The sequence below is a fragment of the Lacibacter sp. genome, from assembly GCF_035299325.1.
Classification (GTDB): Bacteria; Bacteroidota; Bacteroidia; order Chitinophagales; family Chitinophagaceae; genus Lacibacter.
This window is the reverse complement of the sequence record NZ_DATGWT010000030.1, coordinates 99,339-119,334: the sequence shown is the minus strand read 5'-3', so window position 1 is coordinate 119,334 and position 19,996 is coordinate 99,339. Positions and strand designations below refer to the sequence as shown.

Below are 19,996 nucleotides of genomic sequence, written 5' to 3'. Positions count from 1 at the left end.
CTGAAACATGAAATTTCATACAATGGAACAAACAGATGGCATCGTAAAAGTATTGCTCTCGCAAGTGGAGGAATATGGTAAAACAAGTTTTGAACTCACCAAGCTCAAGGCTGTACAAAAACTTATTCCTGTAGCAACTGTTTTTACCGGCAACCTGTTTGTATTATTAACGCTTTCCCTGTTTATATTTCTATTCAACATCGGCATTGCCATGTGGTTGGGTGAACTGCTGGGCAAACCATATTTTGGTTTTATGTCTGTTGCCGGATTTTATTTAATTGTTGGTATCATACTGTATTTCACAGCAGCCAAATGGTTACGTAACCCGGTAAGCCGTTTTATTATTAAGCAAACACTTAACCAGGACAAATCATGAGTTCTATCGTAACAGAAGCAGATCTTGCAGAAGCTATTGAGCTGGCAGAACAAAAGCATCAGAAAGATGGAGTGCTGCTGGTTGAAGAATTTAACCAGGCATTACTTAGTCTGAAACCGGTAAATGTGTTGAAAAATATTTTTACTGACATCACTTCATCAGGTGAGTTAAAAGATAATCTTGTAAACACATCAGCAGGTATGGCTGCAGGTTATGCTGCTAAACTACTTGTTGCAGGAAAATCTCCCGGATTTGTACGAAAAATTGCAGGCAATGCTGTACTGTTTGGTATCAGTAATGTTATGTCAAGAAACCCCGAAACAATCAAACTTATTGGCAACACCTTACTGTTGTTTGGCAAACAGCTCTTCAGAAAAAAACAAGCACCGGACTTAGCTGGCCGGCAACTTAATCATGAATCAGCTTCTTAAGCTACCGTTCTATGTAAAAGCATTTGTTTTACTTACGGGAGTATATGTGCTGGTAAGTATACTTTCCATTGCAGGCAATCTTATCGTTCCCATTCTCTTTGCAGGTATCATTGCTGTATTGCTTAGCCCCGCCGTTCATTTTCTTGTGAAGCGACGTATTAACCGTGCAATTGCTATTACGATCATTCTGTTTATTGTATTACTTCTTTTTGCAGCACTCATGTTGCTGCTTTCTACACAGGCAACAAATTTAAAAGACGCATTTCCCCAACTGCTGGATAAGTTCAACGAATTTTCAGGCAGTGCTATTAATTGGGTATCAACTGCATTCAACATTGAGAAAGAAAAGATCACGAACTGGATCGCACAATCAAAAGCAGAGCTGCTTAACGGCAGCAATGCGGTGATAGGTTTTACCCTTACCAATATGGGTAACGGATTAACAATGCTCTTTCTGATACCTGTGTACACATTTATGATCCTGTATTATCAACCACACCTGTTACAATTTATACGCAAAGCTACCGGCCGCGCCAATCATGAACAAACAACCGAACTGCTGGGGGAAACAAAAACGATCATTCAACATTATCTCGTTGGTCTTTTCTTTGAATTTCTCATTGTTGCATCGCTAAACATCATCGGTTTGTTTGCATTGGGCATCAACTACGCCTTGCTGCTGGGTATTGCAGGAGCTTTACTTAACATCATCCCTTATATTGGCGGCTTAATTGCATTGATCTTATTCATGATCATTGCATTGGTAACAAAAGAACCGGTGTATGTAATTTATGTGGCTGTGTTGTACAGCATCATTCAGTTTATCGATAACAACTTTATTGTTCCGAGAATAATCGGTGCCAAAGTAAAGCTGAATGCACTTGTATCCTTAATAGCTGTTATTGCAGGCGCTGCATTGTGGGGCATCTCCGGCATGTTTCTCTCTATTCCTGTAATTGCCATACTGAAACTTGTGTTTGACCGCATAGAGCCATTAAGACCATTTGGTTTTCTGCTGGGCGACAGCAACAACCTGAAAATAATTCACCCGAAAGGAAAGAAATAAGACTGTTGTATTAACAAAGCAACATGTGTGAATATTATAATTTTTGCTGCTCAGTCTGTAACAAAAAAGCAGGTTCAAACAGTAACCTTTGTACTGTAAATTCAATACTCCCAAACTATACTTCAAATCGTTAGATGTATTAGCTGAAGACCTCAATTCCCTTGAGAAATAAACTATTCTTCATCTTAATCATTTAACACATGAAAACTTCTTTACTTTCATTCTTTTTAGTTATTGCTTTGATCTTCAGCAGTAAGAGTGCATCAGCTCAATGTACAGTTTCCGACATTTTTGTACAGAATATTACTGTTGTTGGCGGAACAGCCACAAGTTGCACTGTTAAGTTTGATGTTACATTTAACATTGAAGACAATCACGGTAACAAATTTATTTTCATTCATGCCTGGCTGCAGGATGATTATCCTAATTATTTCAAATGTGAAAACGGGAAAAGTACAATCAACGGATCTATTGCCGCACCTCAATTTGCCGACCTTGTAAAATCATTTATCAATATTGGGCTTGATAATACAGGCGCAACTCCGGTAGTTCTAACTTCTTATCCGCCTGATGCTACAGTACCACTTGCAGGAATGGACAGCGCAAGCAAAGTGGTATTGCCTGATGGATCAGCAATCGTAACACTGCATGGTATTATTGCCACCTCACCTGTAAGTTGTACCACTCCGGTTGTAATTGTAGCAGATCTTTGGTCGAGCCAGTCGGCCACAGCACAAAGAGCACATTGTGTTAATTGCGGCATCCGTTCTTCTGCAGGATATTTATCCGTATTTGGCTTTGTGAATTGCTTTGCTAATTCTTATACAGGAGCCATCACCAATAACACCTCAACAACTATCAGTGGATATTACAGAGTTTATGCAGACGTGAACAATGATGGTCATTTTGCCATTACTACCGATACCCTGATACAAAGCAGTACGATGTTTACTGTTGAAGGTTCAGGAAGTCTTCCCATTAGTGGATCTATTCCGTTGGCAAACAGTGCACAGAGTCTTTTTGTGGTTATTACACAAACAACCGGTGCAGCTGTTAATGCTTCAAGAGTTTTCTTCTTTCCTGCAACAGCATGCGGCCCGCTACCGGTTAGTTTCCTTTCGTTTGATGTTAACCGCATCAACAATACAGATGTGCTGGTGAAATGGGAAACTGCAACAGAAGAAAATAACAGGGGTTTTGTTGTGCAACGCAAAACAGGAAACGGTGCATGGCAACAGGCTGCATTTATTCCATCAAGAGCCATTGGAGGCAACAGCAGTTCAACCCTCAGTTATTCCTTTACAGATCTGAACAACAGTAAAGCGCTTACACAATACCGTATTCAACAAATAGATTTTGATGGAAAAACCAATATAAGCGGTATCAGAGTAGTGCGTGGTGAAGGACAGGAAGAAAAAATGATCATCTATCCTAACCCAAGTACAAATGGCCGTGTAATGATTGTATTCAATGAAAACAAATTGGTACGTGATGTTATATTGGTTGATATGTATGGCAAGCGTGTGAAGCAATGGAGAGGGCTTACAGACAATAACCTTGAAATTGACAAGCTCACAAGTGGTATGTATTTACTCAAGGTCATCAGCAGAGAAAGCGGTGAACAAACCAGTACGAAAATTATAGTTTCAAATTATTGAGAGCAGGTATTGATGATTACTGCATCCCAATCAAAAAGGCTCCTGATCAGGAGCTTTTTTTTATTCATTAAAGTAGTTGCAGGAAGGAAGGAACAAGCAAAAGCCCCGGAATTCTCAAGGGCTTTTTGCTTATGTTAATTTTCAAATGATATATTTACTCGTATCCGCTTTTAATAATTGTCAGGATCATTTTAAAACGTCCATTGGGTCGTATAAAATTGGGCAAATGTGCAGGTATAATAATGCCTTGCCCCGACTGCAATAAGTTAGAAACACCATTAATTACAATTTCGGCATTGCCTTCAATAATCTGGGCAAACGTATCAAAGGGTGAGGTTTTTTCTGTTAATCCTTCCCCACTGTCAAACGACATCACGCTGATATTACCAGATGACTTCCTTAAAATTGTTTTGATCACAACTGAATTAGGAATGTATTCAATGATCTCCACAATAATATGCGCCAATGATTTTTCAAGTTCTCCCGTATCTACCTGCCTGTTTTGCTCATTCTTGTCCATGTGTTTTTCTTTTGATTGGTTATACTTTAATACGGTTTAGTTAAACAAATCTTTATTGCAAAGTTCCATCTACAAATCTGTACAATTGTTATAAACAGAAGAACTATTCTTATATCATTCATACCAGCAAAAAATAATGACCGATTAAGAAAGAAGCCCCTGCTGGAGGGCAACAGGGACTTAGTCCAAAACTCTACCGGATGTTGAGTATAGATTATCTGTATATAAGGAAATAAAGCTACCTGATAAGCCCCCTTTATTCTTATAAACTCATATTATGTCATTATATAATTCACACATTCATAAATTGAACTTTATAACTTTATAGCTTTGTTCCTGGTGTTATCTTATACACCCTTGGGTGTATATACATTTCCTTTTCATACTCTGTAATGGTATGCAGCACTTTCAGTTTTTCACTGATCAACAATCTTAATGATTTATCGAAACCTTTTTTTTCGGCCTCCTGCAAAGCAAGTTCATATTGTAGGATAGCGGCTTCAAAGCGACCGGTATTTTCCTCTTTTAAAGCAGCTTTAAACAACGAAACTGCATTGTCCTTCTTTTTTCCAACAAAATGCTTTACAACTAAAAACAGAATTGCAGAAGGTATGATCAATAAAAGGCTGTAGTAACTACCCATAATGAAATGTTTACATTTTGAAACGGAAAAGGCTGATAGCAACAGGAGCACAAATGGTATGCTTACAACACATACTAATGCAATCCCGCAAACCAAAATACGGTTGTTACAAAGTTTACTGATAATACAGAGAGAAATTTTACAGCTAACCGGGAAATAGTTACAACATTCACATGTCTTCCAACATATTCCTTCTCTTATCTTTCATTTGCTTAAAGTAAGAAGGAGTTAGCCCGGTTACTTTTTTAAACTGGGCTGAGAGATGAGCAACACTGCTGTAATGCATAAGATAAGCGATCTCTGTAAGGTTTAGCTCATTATACACCAGCAATTCCTTTACCCTTTCTATTTTGTGTGAAATGATGAATTTTTCGATGGTAGTTCCCTGCACTTCAGAGAACAGGTTGGCCATGTACGTATAATCGTGGTTTAGTTTCTCGCTCAGGTAAACAGAAAAATTAACAACAAGCGGTTCATCTGAATAATGAACCATTTCAATAATTACATTTTTGATCCGTTGGATAAGTACACTTTTTTTATCATCCATCAACTCAAGCCCAAACTTCGTGAGGTTTGTCTTTAATTGATCATGTAGTTCAGCTGTAAAAGGTGCGGTTAAGTCCACTTCTCCCAGTTCAACAGTTTTATGTTCAATTCCAAGTTTAGCCAATTCTTCTTTTACAACCATTTTGCAACGGATGCAAACCATATTTTTTATGTAGATCTTCATATGCCCACTCTTAATTATTTGTTGCCGCTTCACCAATAATCTTACCGGGCTGTTTGTAAAGGATACAACACTATTTTCTTAAAGGTAGTCCTAAATTATGCCAATCTGCAGAATGGTTTTGCTGATTTCGGTCACCAGCCGTACTGATACTGAAAATGTGTGAATGATATAAGTTTTAAATACAGAATTATAATGCTGCTGAACTTGAAATGAACCACCTTTAATCCAATCATTTAAACTTTATATTATGCCGTTGTTAACCATTGTTATTGTACTGATAGTTGTAGGAGTTCTCTTATGGCTGATCAATGCCTATATTCCGATGGATCGTAAGATCAAAAACATCCTGAATATTGTGGTAGTGATTGCTGTTGTCATCTGGCTGCTGAAAACCTTTGGCGTGTTAGGTGGAAGCATCAGGGTTTAATAACAGGAGCAACCGTGCTTCTGTTTTATTTTCCCTCTTCATTACCGCTTAAATCTCTCCTGTAAACATGAAAAACACCTTGAAGCTTTCGCATATACTTGTCATCACTTTTATAACTGCCCTGCTAATTGCCGGGTTTCTTTTTTTATACAGTGAAAAAACTCCTGTACATAAAAAAGAAACAGGTTCAGAATACAATCTGAGAACAAAATAGCATGCAGCTTATTGCTGCAGCAACCACATATCAGTTATTAAAAAAAAGAAACCATGTCGATCGATCTTTTAGAAACACTACAAACACAACTTGGTTACCCGGCACTTCAAAAAATTGATCCGAATACGCAGGTAGTGAAAGAAAATAACAGCACACCCGATGAACATCGTTTCAGCCAGGCAGCCATCACTGCTGTGTTAACAGCTTTGTATAATTACAGCCATACAGATATTGGTGCAGAAAAAATAAGAACATCATCTACAGCCACAACATGGGCCGATCTCATCTTTACTGATAACCGTCAATCGGTTGTAAAACGAATTGGCGATTATGCTAATTACACAAGTGAAAATGTAATATCCAAACTGAACAGTATTGCCACAGCTGCTGTAACTATTATACAGGAACAATTACCTGCTGATGCAACAATGCATCATGTAAAAAAATTCATGAATACACAACGGAATAATATACTTCCCTTCCTGCCGGCTGAGCTGCAGATGGGAGAACTACTTCATGACAATACGCTAGACGACAGAACAAATAAAATGGAAGGTCCTGTATCAAGTATTATGCGTGCAATTGGAGGAGGTTTCTCGAATGGAGAAACAGAACAAAAAGGCAATGTGCTGTAAAACATATTCCATGGCATAAAAAAGCACCGTCAAAAAATTGACGGTGCTTTTATTTTGCAATTAACTCTTAGTTATGTTTAAACTGGTAAAATACACCCACCTGGAATCCCCGGTTGTTGGCTTTTACATTGCTGTTATCTTCATCATTAATATTACTGAGACCAAGATTATACCTGGCATCAACACCAAAACCTGATGGCACATGAATGTAACCAAGTCCAAGACCTAAACCAAGGTCAATAGGTTTGAGATCAGATTTGATATCCGTTTTTGTTGTACCGTCATCTACTTTTGCTGTTAACAGCAATCCGAGTTGCGGGCCGGCTTCAAGTCTGAAACCATTGTCAAACATATACTGCAACAGAATGGGAACATTCAGGTAATTAAGATTGAGTTTTGTATCTACTCCACCCGTAGTATATTTTGCTCCCTGGGCTGAGAAAAGTAATTCAGGTTGTACTGCAAAGTTCTTCGTTACATGAATATGACCGAATAACCCGGCATGTAATCCCGGTTTCATATCATATTTCACATCATTATTATATTTGATGTTGTAAAGATTTAATCCTGCCTTAATACCAATGTTTACATGTTGCGCCTGTACTGCTGTTGCAAATACAATTGCAATGAATGCTGCACTTAACTGAAATTTCATATACTGTTTTATTATTTACAAAGTGAAAAGATCAGCTTCGATAGAAATGTAATTATTGATTACACATAAATGAGATATCATACACTTTTGCAGGAAGCTGATTGATCTGCGAAGATGAACTTATCTCCTGCAACAAGTATTACACAATTATTACTAATCCTTACACAATTCACAGTTATGTGAATGATAACAGTACCAGTTTAGAGAAGATGTAAATAACGTATTATCAGGAGCGGAACAATTTCCAAAGCCTGTCCTTTACTTTTTCAGCGTTTGGCAACATGGCAGCCTCCAGTCCCATATTCATTGGTACTGCAGGAAGGTTTAATGCGCCTATTACTTCCACAGGTGCATCCAGCCATTGAAAACAATTGTAAGTAATACGATAAGCCAGTGCTTCAGCAAATGAATTGTTCTGTTGTTCTTCTGTAAGCACTAAACATTTGCCATGCTTTTTAACGGTAGAGAAGATCAATTCTTCATCAAGCGGATATAATGTACGCAGATCAATAATTTCTACAGCGCCATCAAATTGTTTGGCAGCAGCCATTGCCCAATACACACCCATACCATAGGTGATGATGCAACAACTTTCTCCTTCATCAATCAATTCATCATCGGCTTCTGCAACTATTCTTCCTTTTCCCAATGGTATAATATAATCACTTGATGGTTCTACAGTTTTTGCTTCTTCTGTACCCTGCACTTTACTCCAGTACAAACCTTTGTGTTCTAACATCACCACCGGATTCGGATCAAGAAATGCTGCTTTCATTAATCCTTTCATATCAGCAGCAGTTGATGGATACACTATTTTAATTCCTTTAATACTCAGCAAGGTTGATTCCACACTTCCACTATGATAGGGACCGCCGCCACCATATGCACCAATGGGCACACGTATCAAGGTTTGCACAGGAAATTTTCCGCAGCTTAAATAAGATGACTTTGATATTTCTGTTACGAGTTGATTTAATCCCGGATAGATATAATCTGCAAACTGCACTTCAACAATTGGCTTTGCTCCCACTGCACTCATGCCAACAGTTGAACCAATGATATATGCTTCCTGTATTGCTGTGTTGAATACACGATGATCACCAAACTGTTCAGCAAGTGTTGCTGCTTCACGAAACACACCTCCTAATCTTCTTCCTACATCCTGTCCGTACAATACTGCTTCAGGATATTCATCCATCAATTCACGAATGGCAAACAACGCTGCATCCACCATCATGATCTTTTCTTTGCCAAGAGGCGAACGATCCCCTTTTTCTTCTATAACTGCAGTTGGCACAAATACATGATCAGTTACAGTTGATGGATCTGGTTCTGCAGCAGCTACCGCTTTTTCAAAATCAGCAGCAACGGTTTGCTTTGCCTCATCAAATAGTTGTTGCAGTTCGTCTTCAGTTATACCCGATTGCAGACAAAGTTGTTTCAACTTTGGAAACGGATCATCTTTATGATGTTGATCAAGATCATCTTTGCTTCTGTAGAATTCTTTGCGCACACCACTTGTGTGATGATTGAGTAATGGCACATAAGCCTGTACCAGGTAGGGCTGCTGATGAGTGCGCACATGATCAACTACATGTTGCATGGTTTCAAATGCTTCGTTGAAATCACTGCCATCGCAACGGATACGATGCATACCCGGAAACCCGCCTGCATATTCATAAGCATCCATCGCTCTTGCTTCTTCCGCACTTACACTGATACCCCAGTTATTATCCTGCACCAAATAAATGACCGGTAATTGTTTCAGCACAGCGAACTGAAATGCCTCACTCACTTCTCCTTCCGTTATACTTGCATCGCCTAAGGAGCAAACAACAACAGGTAATTGCCCGTCACTTGTTTTTTTAAATTGATCTGATTTGATCTGTTGTAAATATTTCAGCCCCTGTGCCACACCGGTAGTAGGAATTACCTGCATACCTGTTGCACTGCTTTGATGGATGATGTTTGGTTTACCTGTTCCCCTGTAATTGGGATGCGAATAATATTCTCTTCCTCCCGTAAACGGATCATCTGCTTTTGCCAGTAACTGCAACATTAATTCATACGGTTCAAAACCAAGACCAAGCAAGATGCTTTCGTCACGATAATATGGGCTCAACCAATCTGCCTCAGTTAATTGAAAAGCGGTAGCCAGTTGAATAGCTTCATGCCCACGTGATGTAGAGTGAACATATTTACAAATGGAACGATTGTTCTCATAGGTTTCTGCCATGTGTTGAGCATAACACATGAGTTTATAAGCCTTCCGTAAAGTTTCCAGATTTATCATGCCAAGCAATTGAGCTGCAAAATAAAGTAACTGTAACAAAAAAGCCATTCCGTGTAAGGAATGGCTCAATTATAATTCAAACGTTGATTATTTAATTTCAACTTCAAGCAGGCTGTCATCTTCAATAAAACCTTCAAGTATATCGCCCACCACACATTCACCCACACCAACCGGTGTTCCGGTGAAGATCAAATCTCCAATATTGAGTGAAAAGAATTGTGATACATAGGCAACGATCTGATCGAATGTAAAGATCATCTGGCTGCTGTTTGCCTGCTGCACCATTTCCTTGTTTTTGTATAAACAGAAATTGATGTTGCCGAGGTTCATGCCGGGCTTAATGTCGATAAACTTCCCAACAGCTGCAGAATTATCCCATGCTTTCGAGATTTCCCAAGGCAAGCCTTTTTCTTTCAGTTGTTGTTGCAGATCACGGGCTGTAAAATCAATACCAACAGTAAACGCATTGTAATATTTGGAAGCGTGACGTTCCTGTATATATTTCCCGTTTTTTGAAACACGTAACACCAGCTCGGCCTCGTAATGAAGTTCGTTGGTGAACTCGGGGTAATAGAAAGGCATGTGCGGTTGAAGGAATGCACTTTTGGGCTTGAGAAAGATCACAGGCTCATCCGGCACATCATTGCCCAGTTCTTTGGCATGTTCAACGTAGTTACGCCCTACGCAAAAGATTTTCATCGGTTCGATGGTTTTGGTTCAGAATCAGGTTTATGAAAGGTCTTTAAAAGGACAGGGGATTTTAACGATACCGCAACGGTATCAATAGAAATGTTAACGAAGATAGTATTTGAAACTTGAAAATTAAAGTGTTACCTCAATTTTGTTTGCGTGGTTCATGGTGCGTTCAATGCCGGTGAGCACAAAGCTTTCAATCACTTCAATGGTTGCTTCGATCTTCTTTTTCACAACGGGCAGTTCAGCATCGCTCCATTTACCTAACACAAAATCAACCTGCTTCCCTTTGGGGTAGTCGTTTCCAATACCAAACCGAAGCCGTGGGTAAGCAGTTGTCTGCAATGATTCGTGGATGCTCTTGAGCCCGTTATGGCCCGCATCGCTGCCGCCGGGTCTTAACCTGATCTTACTTAAGGGCAGTGCCAGTTCATCAACAATCACCAGCACATGCTCAACAGCAATTTTTTCCTTATCCATCCAATACTTAACTGCCTTGCCGCTTAAGTTCATGTAAGTTGATGGCTCAATACATACCAGCGTTTTTCCTTTCAGTTTTATTTCTGCAACTGCAGCCAATCTGTCAACTCTAAATGTGGCATTATGTTTTGCAGCCAATGCTTCCACCACATCAAAACCTATGTTATGACGGGTGTGCGCATACTCGGCACCGATATTTCCTAAACCAACGATCAAAAATTTCATGTGATTATTCTTTAATGCCCGTAATTTTTTTCGGTGGGTTTACTTAGCTTATGGGCATTTCCCCTGCGCAAATATCAATAAGTTTCACTTTACTAAAACAAAAATCCCCCTCGTAAAAGGGGGATTCTATTTTGAACAGCATTACTCTTATTTCTTAGGAGTTGCTGCTTCTTCCTGTTTCAACTGACGTGTTAACACGATAGATGCAATAGGAATACGTGGAGAGTTCAATACTTCCATGTTATCTGCCTTTACATCTTCAACACGGATGTTGCCATTCAATTCAAGCGGAGTAAGATCCACTTCAATTGCTTCCTTCAAATACTTAGGATAAGCTTTGATCTTAAGTGATTTGATTTTGGTAATTAATTTACCGCCATCTTTCACACCTTTCGCTGCACCTGTAAATTTCAAAGGAATAGTAGCAATCACTTTTTTGTCTTCTACCAGTTCCAACAGATCAACGTGCGCTAATTTGTCGCTCACTTTATCGAACTGCAGATCTTTCAGAATTGTTCTGTAGCTCTTGCCATCAATGTTTACTTCAGCAACCTGGAAATCGGGAGTGTAAACCAAAGTTTTAAATGCTTTGGCAGGAGCGTAGAAATTAATTTCTTCAGAGCCTCCATAAATTACACCAGGCACCATTTCCTGAGAGCGAAGTTGACGGGCGGCTTTCTTCCCGTTTTCGGTCCTCAAGTGACCCTCGATAGTAATTGTCTTCATTGTTTATCTAATTTAAAAAATTACGTTTTTGTGGTTTATTTATCCCTGCGTTGTGCATGCATAAATAAACTGGTGATACTCTTGTTTTCAAAAGCGTTGCGAAGTGCTACTCCAAATAATTCGGCCACACTCAACACTTTGATCTTTTTACTCTCTTTTTGGAGTGGGATCGTATCACAAACCACCAACTCTTCCAATACACTGTTCTCAATGTTTTCGTAAGCTTTGCCACTCAACACCGGATGTGTAATGAGTGCCCTTACACTTCTTGCACCTTTTTCTTTTAAAAGAGCTGCTGCTTTTGCCAGCGTTCCTCCCGTGTCACAGATATCATCGATCAATACCACATCTCTGTCTGTAACATCACCAATTACCACCATGCTTGCTATCTCATTTGCACGTTTGCGATGCTTGTCGCAAATCACCATTTCGGCTTCAAAATAGCTGGCCACTTCCCTTATCCTGTTGGCACTTCCTACGTCGGGGGCCGCAAAGGTAAGGTTTTCGAGCTTCAAACTCTCAATGTAAGGGATAAAAATAGACGATGATTCCAGGTGATCCACCGGTATGTCGAAGTAGCCCTGGATCTGGGCTGCGTGCAGGTCCATTGTAATGACCCTGTCGGCGCCGGCCGCTTCTAACATGTTGGCAATAAGCTTGGAGCCGATCGCTACACGAGGTTTGTCTTTTCTGTCCTGGCGGGCATAACCGTAATAAGGAATAACCGGAATTACTTTGTAGGCCGATGCACGTTTAGCCGCATCGATCATGAGCAATAATTCCAAAATGTTCTCAGCGGGTGAAAACGTGCTCTGCACCAGGAAAACAATATCGCCTCGTATGCTTTCCTGAAACATTGGCTGAAGTTCGCCGTCGCTGAATTTTTGTGTAAGACTTTGACCTAACGGAATGCCGAATTTGGCTGCAATTTTCTCGGCCAGGTACTTAGATGCTGTGCCGGAAAATATCTTGGCAGAAGGGTTCATTGAACTATAGTTTGTAAAGGGGTGAAATGTGCGGCGAAGATAAGTGCTTCAATGCAACTTTGAGGGAAACAGTTAACAGGGCTTTATCCACATAAAAAAGTCCCGCTTGTGACGGGACTCGTGGGCGGTTGTCCAACTTTTGAAAAATTTTAAAAGCTCCGCCCGGTTTCTTTAACTACAATTATTAACTGTAGCCTTAATTAATTTGTGCCAATGTAACCAGCTTCTGTTCCTTTTCAGTTGCAGGTTTTGTTTCTGCCTGTTGTTGCAGATTGTTACCTGATTTTACTACCTGCGCCCCCATCGACATGACGAAAATGGCAGAAAATAAAAGGTTGCCCACAATGATAAACAGGATTAGAGATGACCGCAATTGGGTTCCGGATGATTTAGGGTCGAGATTCATACGTTGATGGTTTATTCGGATGATTGGATAAGTGAATTTAAGGTGTTAAATTGGAACATGCAAGACACCAAAACCACCATTAAGCAGTGGGCAACCGACGACAGACCCCGGGAAAAGCTCTTAATGAAGGGCGCAGATGCCCTTAGTAACTCCGAATTAATTGCCATTTTAATTGGCTCCGGGACCTCTAAAAAATCAGCAGTAGATGTGGCTAAGGAGCTGTTAACCAGATCGAAAGATGATATTAATGAACTGGCTAAATTAACCTTGAAGGATTTGATGAAGACAAATGGCATTGGCGAAGCCAGGGCCGTTACGATAGCTGCAGCATTGGAGCTTGGTCGGAGGCGGCAGGCCGTAGAATCACTGAAAAAAAGCGTAAAAACAAGTGGCGATATTGCACAGTTTTTCCAAGCACAATTGAAGGATAAATTGCACGAAGTGTTTGCAGTGGCCTACCTCAACCGGGCAAATAAGATCAATCACATGGAAGTGATCAGCGAAGGTGGCATTACCGGAACTGTTGCCGATCCTCGCATTATTTTAAAAAAGGCATTAGAGCATAATGCAGTGAATATTGTGCTCTGCCACAACCATCCAAGCGGCAGTTTAAAACCCAGCCGTGCCGATGAAATGTTGACAAAGAAAATTAAAGATGCAGCGGTGCTGCTGGATATGAATGTGATCGATCACATCATCGTTAGTGAAGACGGGTATTACAGTTTTGCAGATGAAGGAATATTATAACATCTTTAAAAAACGAAAGCCTGTCTTATAACAGACAGGCTTTTCTATAAATAAACCTCTGAGATTAAAACGGAAGATCATCTGAATCGCCACCAATTGGCGCTTCGTTCATTGGTTGTGATGGTGCACTGTATCCACCACCCTGTGGTTGATACCCGCCACCGCCGCCATTTCCTTCACTTGCACGGCTTCCCAATAATTGAATGCTGAGTACACGCAATGATAATGAAGCACCGCTTTTTCCATCCTGTGTTTGGTAAGTACGCACTTCGGGTGCACCTTCAACATATACCTGTGTTCCTTTTTTCAAATAAGGGGCAATACCTGTGCGGTCGCTCCAGTAAGCACAATCAACCCAAATGGTTTTTTCACGCTGTGCGCCGGTACTGTCTTTGTATTTTTCGGTGTGAGCAACGGTGAAGTTCATCACGTTCTTTCCATTCACTGTGTTTGAAACACAATCCTTTCCCAGATTTCCGATTACCTGTAACTTGATCATAATGTAATTTTTAGTACTGAATAAATTATTGTAGAGCGGGCAAAGTAGGAATTTTTTTATGATAAGTGAAAACATGTGTTGAGATTTTCCCAACACATCTGCACACACCCATTTCACTCAAAACATAGCGCCACTTTCAGTATCCGTTTAAACCGGGCTTTTCCCGTAATTTTGCATCTTGCTTTTTTTTGAAGCAGTAACAGAAATTAATTTGATCATGAGCCGTAAAGGAAAAGTTTTAGTAGCAATGAGTGGCGGTATCGACAGTACCGTTACGGCTCTCATGTTACATCATGAGGGATATGAAGTGGTGGGCATTACCATGAAAACATGGGATTATGCCAGTAGCGGAACAGGCACCAAAGGAAAGAAGGAAACCGGCTGTTGCAACCTCGATAGTTTTAATGATGCACGTGCAGCTGCTGTGCAGCATGGCTTTCCGCACTATATTTTAGATATACGTGAAGAGTTTGGTGATTTTGTGATCGAGAATTTTGTAGATGAATACCTGAATGGCCGCACACCCAACCCATGTGTGTTGTGCAACACACATATTAAATGGCGGGCACTCCTGAAAAGAGCCGATGCGATGAACTGTGATTTTATTGCAACAGGTCACTATGCAAAAGTGCATCAGCATGATAATGGCCGTTACTTTATCAGCAAGGGGGTTGACGAAACAAAAGATCAGAGTTATGTATTGTGGGGTTTGCAACAGGATCTGCTGCAACGCACTCTGCTTCCGTTAGGTGGTTATCGCAAAACAGAGATCAGGCAAATGGCTCTTGACTATGGTTATCCTGAACTGGCGAAAAAAGCGGAGAGTTATGAAATTTGTTTTGTGCCCGATAACGATTACCGTGGTTTCTTAAAGCGCCGTGTAGATGGACTGGAAGAAAGAGTGAACGGCGGAAATTTTGTTGATAAAAGCGGTAAGGTTCTGGGGCAGCACAAAGGCTATCCATTCTATACCATTGGTCAACGTAAAGGATTGGATATTACGTTTGGCAAGCCTGTGTTTGTAACGGAAATTCTGCCTGAAACTAACACCGTTGTGCTGGGCGATGAAGAAGATCTCAACAAGCAGGAAATGCAGGTGGGCAAGATCAACATGTTGAAATATGATATGATTACACCCGGCATGGAAGCCATTACCAAGATCCGTTACAAGGATAAAGGCACACTATCAAACCTTTACCCAAATGCTGATGGCACTGTTAACGTTCAGTTTTATGAGGAGGCCAAAGGCATTGCACCCGGTCAAAGTGCTGTGTTTTACGAAGGCGACGAGGTGATAGGTGGTGGTATTATTATGCGGAAACCCATTGTTTAAAACAATGATTTCAAAACATATACGTTATAAGGTACGTTCTGCGTACCTTTTTTTTGTGCAGCGTTCAACCGCTGTTTAGACTCTTAACAGTATGCAAAACCCAAAATCATTGACTAACTTAGCTGCATGAGATGAGCTATCTAAATTGTTTTAAATCAACTCATCCAGCCAATAACTAACGAAAAATATTGAGATGAAATTCACAGGAATTCCTACCGCCCTAATACGTAAAACAGCCCTTCTTTCCTGCTGCCTTTTGCTCCTGTTGAGCAGTTGTAAACGCACCGAAACACTTGAATCACTTACACTTGATGAACTTGTTCCATTGCAAGTTGGCAAATACATTACCTACCGTTTAGATTCAACCGTGTTTACCAATACAGGTAAAACAACAGAAATACATCGTTATCGGGTACGTCATACCATCGAAAGACAATCCGTAGACAACCAGAACCGTCCTGCATGGGTAGTAGTCACTCATATCACCGATTCTTTAGGTGTTGGTCCTTGGGTTCAAAATGGCACTTATACCATTACACCGGTTAATAAAAAATTAGAAGTGACTGAAAACAATCTGCGTGTTATTAAACTCAATCTGCCAACACAGCCGGGTTTTACATGGAAAGGAAATTCGTATTTACCGAACCGTCCTTATAATCCTGAGTTCCCTATCAGTATTGATGCAAATATGAGTTTGTGGGAATTCAAGTATGAAACAGTAAACGGAAGCGAAACAATTGGCGGCAATCAATTGACTGATGTAACCACTGTTTTCCACATTGATGAATCAGAGAATGTACCCATCGTTTCAGATACTTCTTTTGCTTCACGTGAATTATCAGTTGAGAAGTATGCAAAAAATGTTGGTCTTGTATTTCGTGAATTTCAACTTTGGGAAAATCAGCCACGCCCAAGGACAACCGGCACTCCACCGAATGTGATCACCACGTATGATCCCGTGCGTATTGGCTTTGGTGTAAAGATGTGGATGATCGATAAAAACTAAATTTCAGTTTTAAAAATTCATGAAAAGTACATGTTCTTTGTTGTTCGTTTTCTTCTTACTGTTTACAGCAGTTGAAAGTAACGGTCAGCGAACCAAGCATGTTATTTTTCTTACCGATAAAAACGAAACAACTTTCTCCCTCTCCCAGCCTTCTGCTTATTTATCTGCAAGAGCTATTGCAAGAAGAACAAAATATATTATAGCTGTTGACAGCACCGATCTGCCTGTTGTAGAAAAATATGTTGACAGTATTCGTTTAGCAGGTAGTGTTAAGATCCTTGGCCGGTTACGCTGGATGAATGCAGTGATCATTCAAACAAATGATGCAGCCGCATTAACTAAGATCAACACATTCCCCTTTGTAAAGAAAAGAGATAGTGTTGCTTACCGAAAAGAGAATCCACAACCGATCAGCAACAAATCATACAACATCACTCCTTACTCTTCCACAAATCAACGACAGCAACAACCGTTTGCTGATTCATTGAATTATGGAAATACAGCTACACAAATAAAAATTCATAATGGAGAATTTCTGCATAACATCGGGGCACGTGGACAAAACATGCAGATCGCATTTTTAGATGGAGGATATTTCGGTTATATCAGCAATCCATTCTTCGATAGTGTACGCATTCAAAACCGAATACTCGCCACACGAGATTTTGTATTGAATGAAACCAGTGTGAATGAAGATGATGCACATGGCATGGCCTGTTTTTCAATTGTAGCAGGGAATATACCCGGCATTTATGTTGGCTCGGCTCCCAATGCATCATTCTATTTACTCCGAACTGAAGATGTGGGCAGTGAACAACTGATTGAAGAATACAACTGGGGATCTGGTGCTGAATATGCAGACAGTGCAGGTGTTGATGTCATTTCTTCTTCTGTTGGTTACAGTACGTTTGATGATCCTGCTTATAATCACAGCAATGCTGATATGAATGGTAATACAACTATTGTAAGCCGGTATGCAGATCTTGCTGCAAAAAAAGGAATGCTGGTTGTAAACAGTGCGGGCAATGAAGGTAACAAGGCATGGAAATATATTGTGGCACCTGCTGATGCGGATAGTGTATTAAGTGTTGGTGCCGTAAACAGTACAGGAATGATTGGTGGTTTCTCAAGTTTTGGACCAACAAGCGACGGACAAATAAAACCTGATGTTGTTTCTGTTGGACAGGGAACATTTCTTTCAACTTCAGGCGGAACAGTTGGGACCAGTAGTGGCACTTCTTTTTCAGGACCAAACATGGCCGGGCTTGCAACTTGTTTGTGGCAACTGTTTCCTGAATTCAACAGTTATAAGATCATTGAAACTTTAAGAAAAAGCGCTGACCGATATACAGCACCGCATGAACAATATGGCTACGGTTTACCTGATATGAAAAAAGCAACAGGAATAATTTTAGCTGAACTTTCAAACATGAGTACATCCATTACAAATTGCACGGTAAATGTGCAATGGAACAGCAAGGATATTTCAACCATGCAATACATTGTACAAAGAAAGTTGCCGGGTGAAACAGTTTATTCCAACATTCAAACTATAGCTGCAAAAGGTTCAACATTCTCTGCACAGAATTACCAATACAATGATGTGGCAACTATAGCAGGAACTATTGACTACAGAATAGTAGAAGTGATTGATACAAGTGCTGCCGGTTACCGTGCCTACGCCATTGACTCAGCTTCTGTAACTGCAGCAGGTGGATGTAATACCACCGCCATCAACAATCCTTCTATCATTATTAAAAAAGTACAGTTATTTCCGAATCCTGTTACCGGTAATTCACTTCAACTGAAATTTACAGAACGAAGCAGCGGACGATTTATACTGACTGTTTATAATTCTGCAGGGCAATTAGTTCTTACCGAGCAATACAACAAACCAAACGGGACAGTTACACACTCACTCTCACTTAATCGCCCTGCAAAGGGTAGCTATTTATTAGTTGTAATGAAAGATGGGCAGCGATATGCCACAGAGGAATTTATTAAGCAATAACCTCGTCATAAGGCTATCAATTCTTCTTTAATAAGGCAGCAAACATTGTATCAGCTTTAACCGTATAACCTTTGATCAGTTCTTGCTTTACTAATTGCAACTTCAGTTCTTCCTGCATCCATTCAACATTGTTTTCATTTTCCTTTTTAAAAATAGAGCATGTGATGTACAGAAAATAGCCGTCTGACTTTAATTGTTTCACTGTATTAGAAACAATTTTTTTCTGCAAGTCACTGTATGTTCCAATAGCTGTTGGCTGAAAGAACGATAACTGTTCAGGTGTACGTCCCCATGTGCCGGAACCACTGCAGGGAACATCGGCGATGATTAAATCAAAGGCTGAGTGGTGAGTAGTGAGTGGTAAGTGAAGTGACAAGTCTCCTACAAAACTTTTGTAGTGTTTTATTCCGGCCTCTTGAAAACGTTTTTTCAAATTGATGAGAATACTTTCACGTATATCGCTTACTGTTAAATCAATATCGCCAAGTATATCTTTTGCCATGATGGATTTACCGCCGCTGGCTGCACAACAATCCCAAACGTTCCATTTTTGATTTTCGATTTCAGATTTCAGATTTCCAAGAAACTCTCCTACCCTTTGCGAACTGTAATCCTGCACCACTGCATCTTTATTCAGCATGATAACTTCTTCGATCTTTGTTGCATTTGGCAATGCAACTGTATTCTCCCCGATCAACTGAAACGAAACATCTGCTGCTTTCAATTGATGAAGTACCGTATCTTTTCGCCCTGGTCTGATTCTCAAAAACAGATCCGGTTGTTGGAGATGACTAAATGCAAATTCATCCACATCAATTCCTTCACTCAACTCATTAGTAAACGGAAAAACAGAAGAAGCATGAACAACACTATTCAACAGTTCTGTTTTCTTTTCTCTACTTGTTTCAACTACATCATTCCACTCCGGTTTTAAATGCTGCAGCAGTTCGTTTGAATTTCTGCTGCTGAGAAATAATCCAGCTAACAATTTCTCTTCAATGGAAATATCCGGTAACGATTTACCTAACCGGAAATATGAATAACAGAGTTGTGTGATCTGTTTCCTGTCTTTACTGCCAAATTTTTTGTTGGCTGCAAATTGTTTTTTCAGGTACGATGCAAATGGTTCTGCACCGGTATAAGCCTCGATGATCTTTTGTGCTGAATTGATATGCGAATAATAACGGCTCATGGTTGCAAAGAAAAGAAAACAGCGGATGAATACCGAAGCTATCT

General features: G+C 40.0%; 22 protein-coding genes. 10 read left to right on the top strand and 12 right to left on the bottom strand.

All coding sequences use genetic code 11. The features are described 5' to 3' along the window. Nucleotides 1-7 precede the first annotated feature (7 nt). The 4 genes from VK159_RS18235 to VK159_RS18220 all read left to right on the top strand — a co-directional run bounded on the left by VK159_RS18235 (nt 8) and on the right by VK159_RS18220 (nt 3,531). Nucleotides 8-376: a hypothetical protein gene (locus VK159_RS18235; RefSeq protein ID WP_324231601.1), complete on the top strand. Its 369-nt coding sequence runs from the start codon at nt 8-10 to the stop codon at nt 374-376. Next, on the top strand, nt 373-807 hold the full coding sequence (locus VK159_RS18230; protein ID WP_324231600.1) for a hypothetical protein: 435 nt from the start codon (nt 373-375) through the stop codon (nt 805-807). Before VK159_RS18235 ends, VK159_RS18230 begins: the two co-directional genes overlap by 4 nt. After that, a complete protein-coding gene (locus tag VK159_RS18225; protein WP_324231599.1) occupies nt 791-1,873 on the top strand; it encodes an AI-2E family transporter in 1,083 nt (360 codons plus the stop codon). Before VK159_RS18230 ends, VK159_RS18225 begins: the two co-directional genes overlap by 17 nt. Nucleotides 1,874-2,073: 200 nt before the next feature. Further along, nucleotides 2,074-3,531, top strand: a complete 1,458-nt coding sequence (locus VK159_RS18220) for a T9SS type A sorting domain-containing protein (protein ID WP_324231598.1) — start codon at nt 2,074-2,076, stop codon at nt 3,529-3,531. Nucleotides 3,532-3,685: 154 nt separating this feature from the next. Here VK159_RS18220 and VK159_RS18215 read toward each other — a convergent pair whose 3' ends face one another. The 3 genes from VK159_RS18215 to VK159_RS18205 form a co-directional block, all read right to left on the bottom strand. Then, nucleotides 3,686-4,051: a cupin domain-containing protein gene (locus tag VK159_RS18215; RefSeq protein WP_324231597.1), complete on the bottom strand. Its 366-nt coding sequence runs from the start codon at nt 4,049-4,051 to the stop codon at nt 3,686-3,688. 322 nt (nt 4,052-4,373) lie between these two features. Then, nucleotides 4,374-4,694 carry a hypothetical protein gene (locus VK159_RS18210; RefSeq protein WP_324231596.1) on the bottom strand — a complete coding sequence of 107 codons (321 nt, stop codon included), beginning with the start codon at nt 4,692-4,694 and terminating at the stop codon, nt 4,374-4,376. Between the two features lie 169 nt (nt 4,695-4,863). Beyond that, nucleotides 4,864-5,424 (bottom strand): AraC family transcriptional regulator, encoded by a 561-nt coding sequence (locus tag VK159_RS18205; RefSeq protein ID WP_324231595.1) that lies wholly within the window; start codon nt 5,422-5,424, stop codon nt 4,864-4,866. 247 nt (nt 5,425-5,671) lie between these two features. On the opposite strand from VK159_RS18205, the gene VK159_RS18200 reads away from it, so the two are divergent. After that, on the top strand, nt 5,672-5,851 hold the full coding sequence (locus VK159_RS18200; protein ID WP_324231594.1) for a Thivi_2564 family membrane protein: 180 nt from the start codon (nt 5,672-5,674) through the stop codon (nt 5,849-5,851). 267 nt (nt 5,852-6,118) lie between these two features. After that, nucleotides 6,119-6,700, top strand: coding sequence for a hypothetical protein (locus tag VK159_RS18195; protein ID WP_324231593.1), 582 nt, complete (start codon nt 6,119-6,121; stop codon nt 6,698-6,700). 67 nt (nt 6,701-6,767) lie between these two features. On the opposite strand, the gene VK159_RS18190 is transcribed toward VK159_RS18195, so the two are convergent. From VK159_RS18190 to VK159_RS18160, 7 genes are all read right to left on the bottom strand, one after another. After that, the gene (locus VK159_RS18190; protein WP_324231592.1) at nt 6,768-7,355 is read right to left on the bottom strand and encodes a porin family protein; all 588 of its coding nucleotides are present in this window, start codon (nt 7,353-7,355) and stop codon (nt 6,768-6,770) included. Between the two features lie 226 nt (nt 7,356-7,581). Then, entirely contained in the window at nt 7,582-9,648 is a 2,067-nt protein-coding gene (locus VK159_RS18185; RefSeq protein WP_324231591.1) for an alpha-ketoacid dehydrogenase subunit alpha/beta, read from the bottom strand. A gap of 87 nt (nt 9,649-9,735) precedes the next feature. Then, nucleotides 9,736-10,347: a fumarylacetoacetate hydrolase family protein gene (locus VK159_RS18180; RefSeq protein WP_324231590.1), complete on the bottom strand. Its 612-nt coding sequence runs from the start codon at nt 10,345-10,347 to the stop codon at nt 9,736-9,738. Nucleotides 10,348-10,470: 123 nt separating this feature from the next. Then, nucleotides 10,471-11,046 (bottom strand): aminoacyl-tRNA hydrolase, encoded by a 576-nt coding sequence (gene pth, locus VK159_RS18175; protein WP_324231589.1) that lies wholly within the window; start codon nt 11,044-11,046, stop codon nt 10,471-10,473. Between the two features lie 147 nt (nt 11,047-11,193). Continuing rightward, nucleotides 11,194-11,772: a 50S ribosomal protein L25 gene (locus tag VK159_RS18170; protein ID WP_324231588.1), complete on the bottom strand. Its 579-nt coding sequence runs from the start codon at nt 11,770-11,772 to the stop codon at nt 11,194-11,196. Nucleotides 11,773-11,807: 35 nt separating this feature from the next. Further along, on the bottom strand, nt 11,808-12,758 hold the full coding sequence (locus tag VK159_RS18165) for a ribose-phosphate pyrophosphokinase (RefSeq protein WP_324231587.1): 951 nt from the start codon (nt 12,756-12,758) through the stop codon (nt 11,808-11,810). A gap of 196 nt (nt 12,759-12,954) precedes the next feature. Next, nucleotides 12,955-13,164: a hypothetical protein gene (locus VK159_RS18160; protein ID WP_324231586.1), complete on the bottom strand. Its 210-nt coding sequence runs from the start codon at nt 13,162-13,164 to the stop codon at nt 12,955-12,957. 57 nt (nt 13,165-13,221) lie between these two features. Here VK159_RS18160 and radC point away from each other — a divergent pair, with 57 nt between their 5' ends. Beyond that, nucleotides 13,222-13,911, top strand: a complete 690-nt coding sequence (gene radC, locus VK159_RS18155) for a RadC family protein (protein ID WP_324231585.1) — start codon at nt 13,222-13,224, stop codon at nt 13,909-13,911. Nucleotides 13,912-13,975: 64 nt separating this feature from the next. Here radC and VK159_RS18150 read toward each other — a convergent pair whose 3' ends face one another. Then, nucleotides 13,976-14,410 carry a single-stranded DNA-binding protein gene (locus tag VK159_RS18150; protein ID WP_324231584.1) on the bottom strand — a complete coding sequence of 145 codons (435 nt, stop codon included), beginning with the start codon at nt 14,408-14,410 and terminating at the stop codon, nt 13,976-13,978. A 217-nt stretch (nt 14,411-14,627) separates the two neighbouring features. On the opposite strand from VK159_RS18150, the gene mnmA reads away from it, so the two are divergent. From mnmA to VK159_RS18135, 3 genes are all read left to right on the top strand, one after another. Then, nucleotides 14,628-15,743, top strand: coding sequence for a tRNA 2-thiouridine(34) synthase MnmA (mnmA, locus tag VK159_RS18145; RefSeq protein ID WP_324231583.1), 1,116 nt, complete (start codon nt 14,628-14,630; stop codon nt 15,741-15,743). A gap of 193 nt (nt 15,744-15,936) precedes the next feature. Beyond that, a complete protein-coding gene (locus VK159_RS18140; protein ID WP_324231582.1) occupies nt 15,937-16,749 on the top strand; it encodes a hypothetical protein in 813 nt (270 codons plus the stop codon). Between the two features lie 19 nt (nt 16,750-16,768). After that, complete coding sequence (locus tag VK159_RS18135) at nt 16,769-18,760, top strand: S8 family serine peptidase (RefSeq protein ID WP_324231581.1); 1,992 nt, start codon at nt 16,769-16,771, stop codon at nt 18,758-18,760. A 16-nt stretch (nt 18,761-18,776) separates the two neighbouring features. On the opposite strand, the gene VK159_RS18130 is transcribed toward VK159_RS18135, so the two are convergent. Continuing rightward, a complete protein-coding gene (locus VK159_RS18130) occupies nt 18,777-19,952 on the bottom strand; it encodes an Fmu (Sun) domain-containing protein (RefSeq protein WP_324231580.1) in 1,176 nt (391 codons plus the stop codon). Between the last annotated feature and the right edge of the window lie 44 nt (nt 19,953-19,996).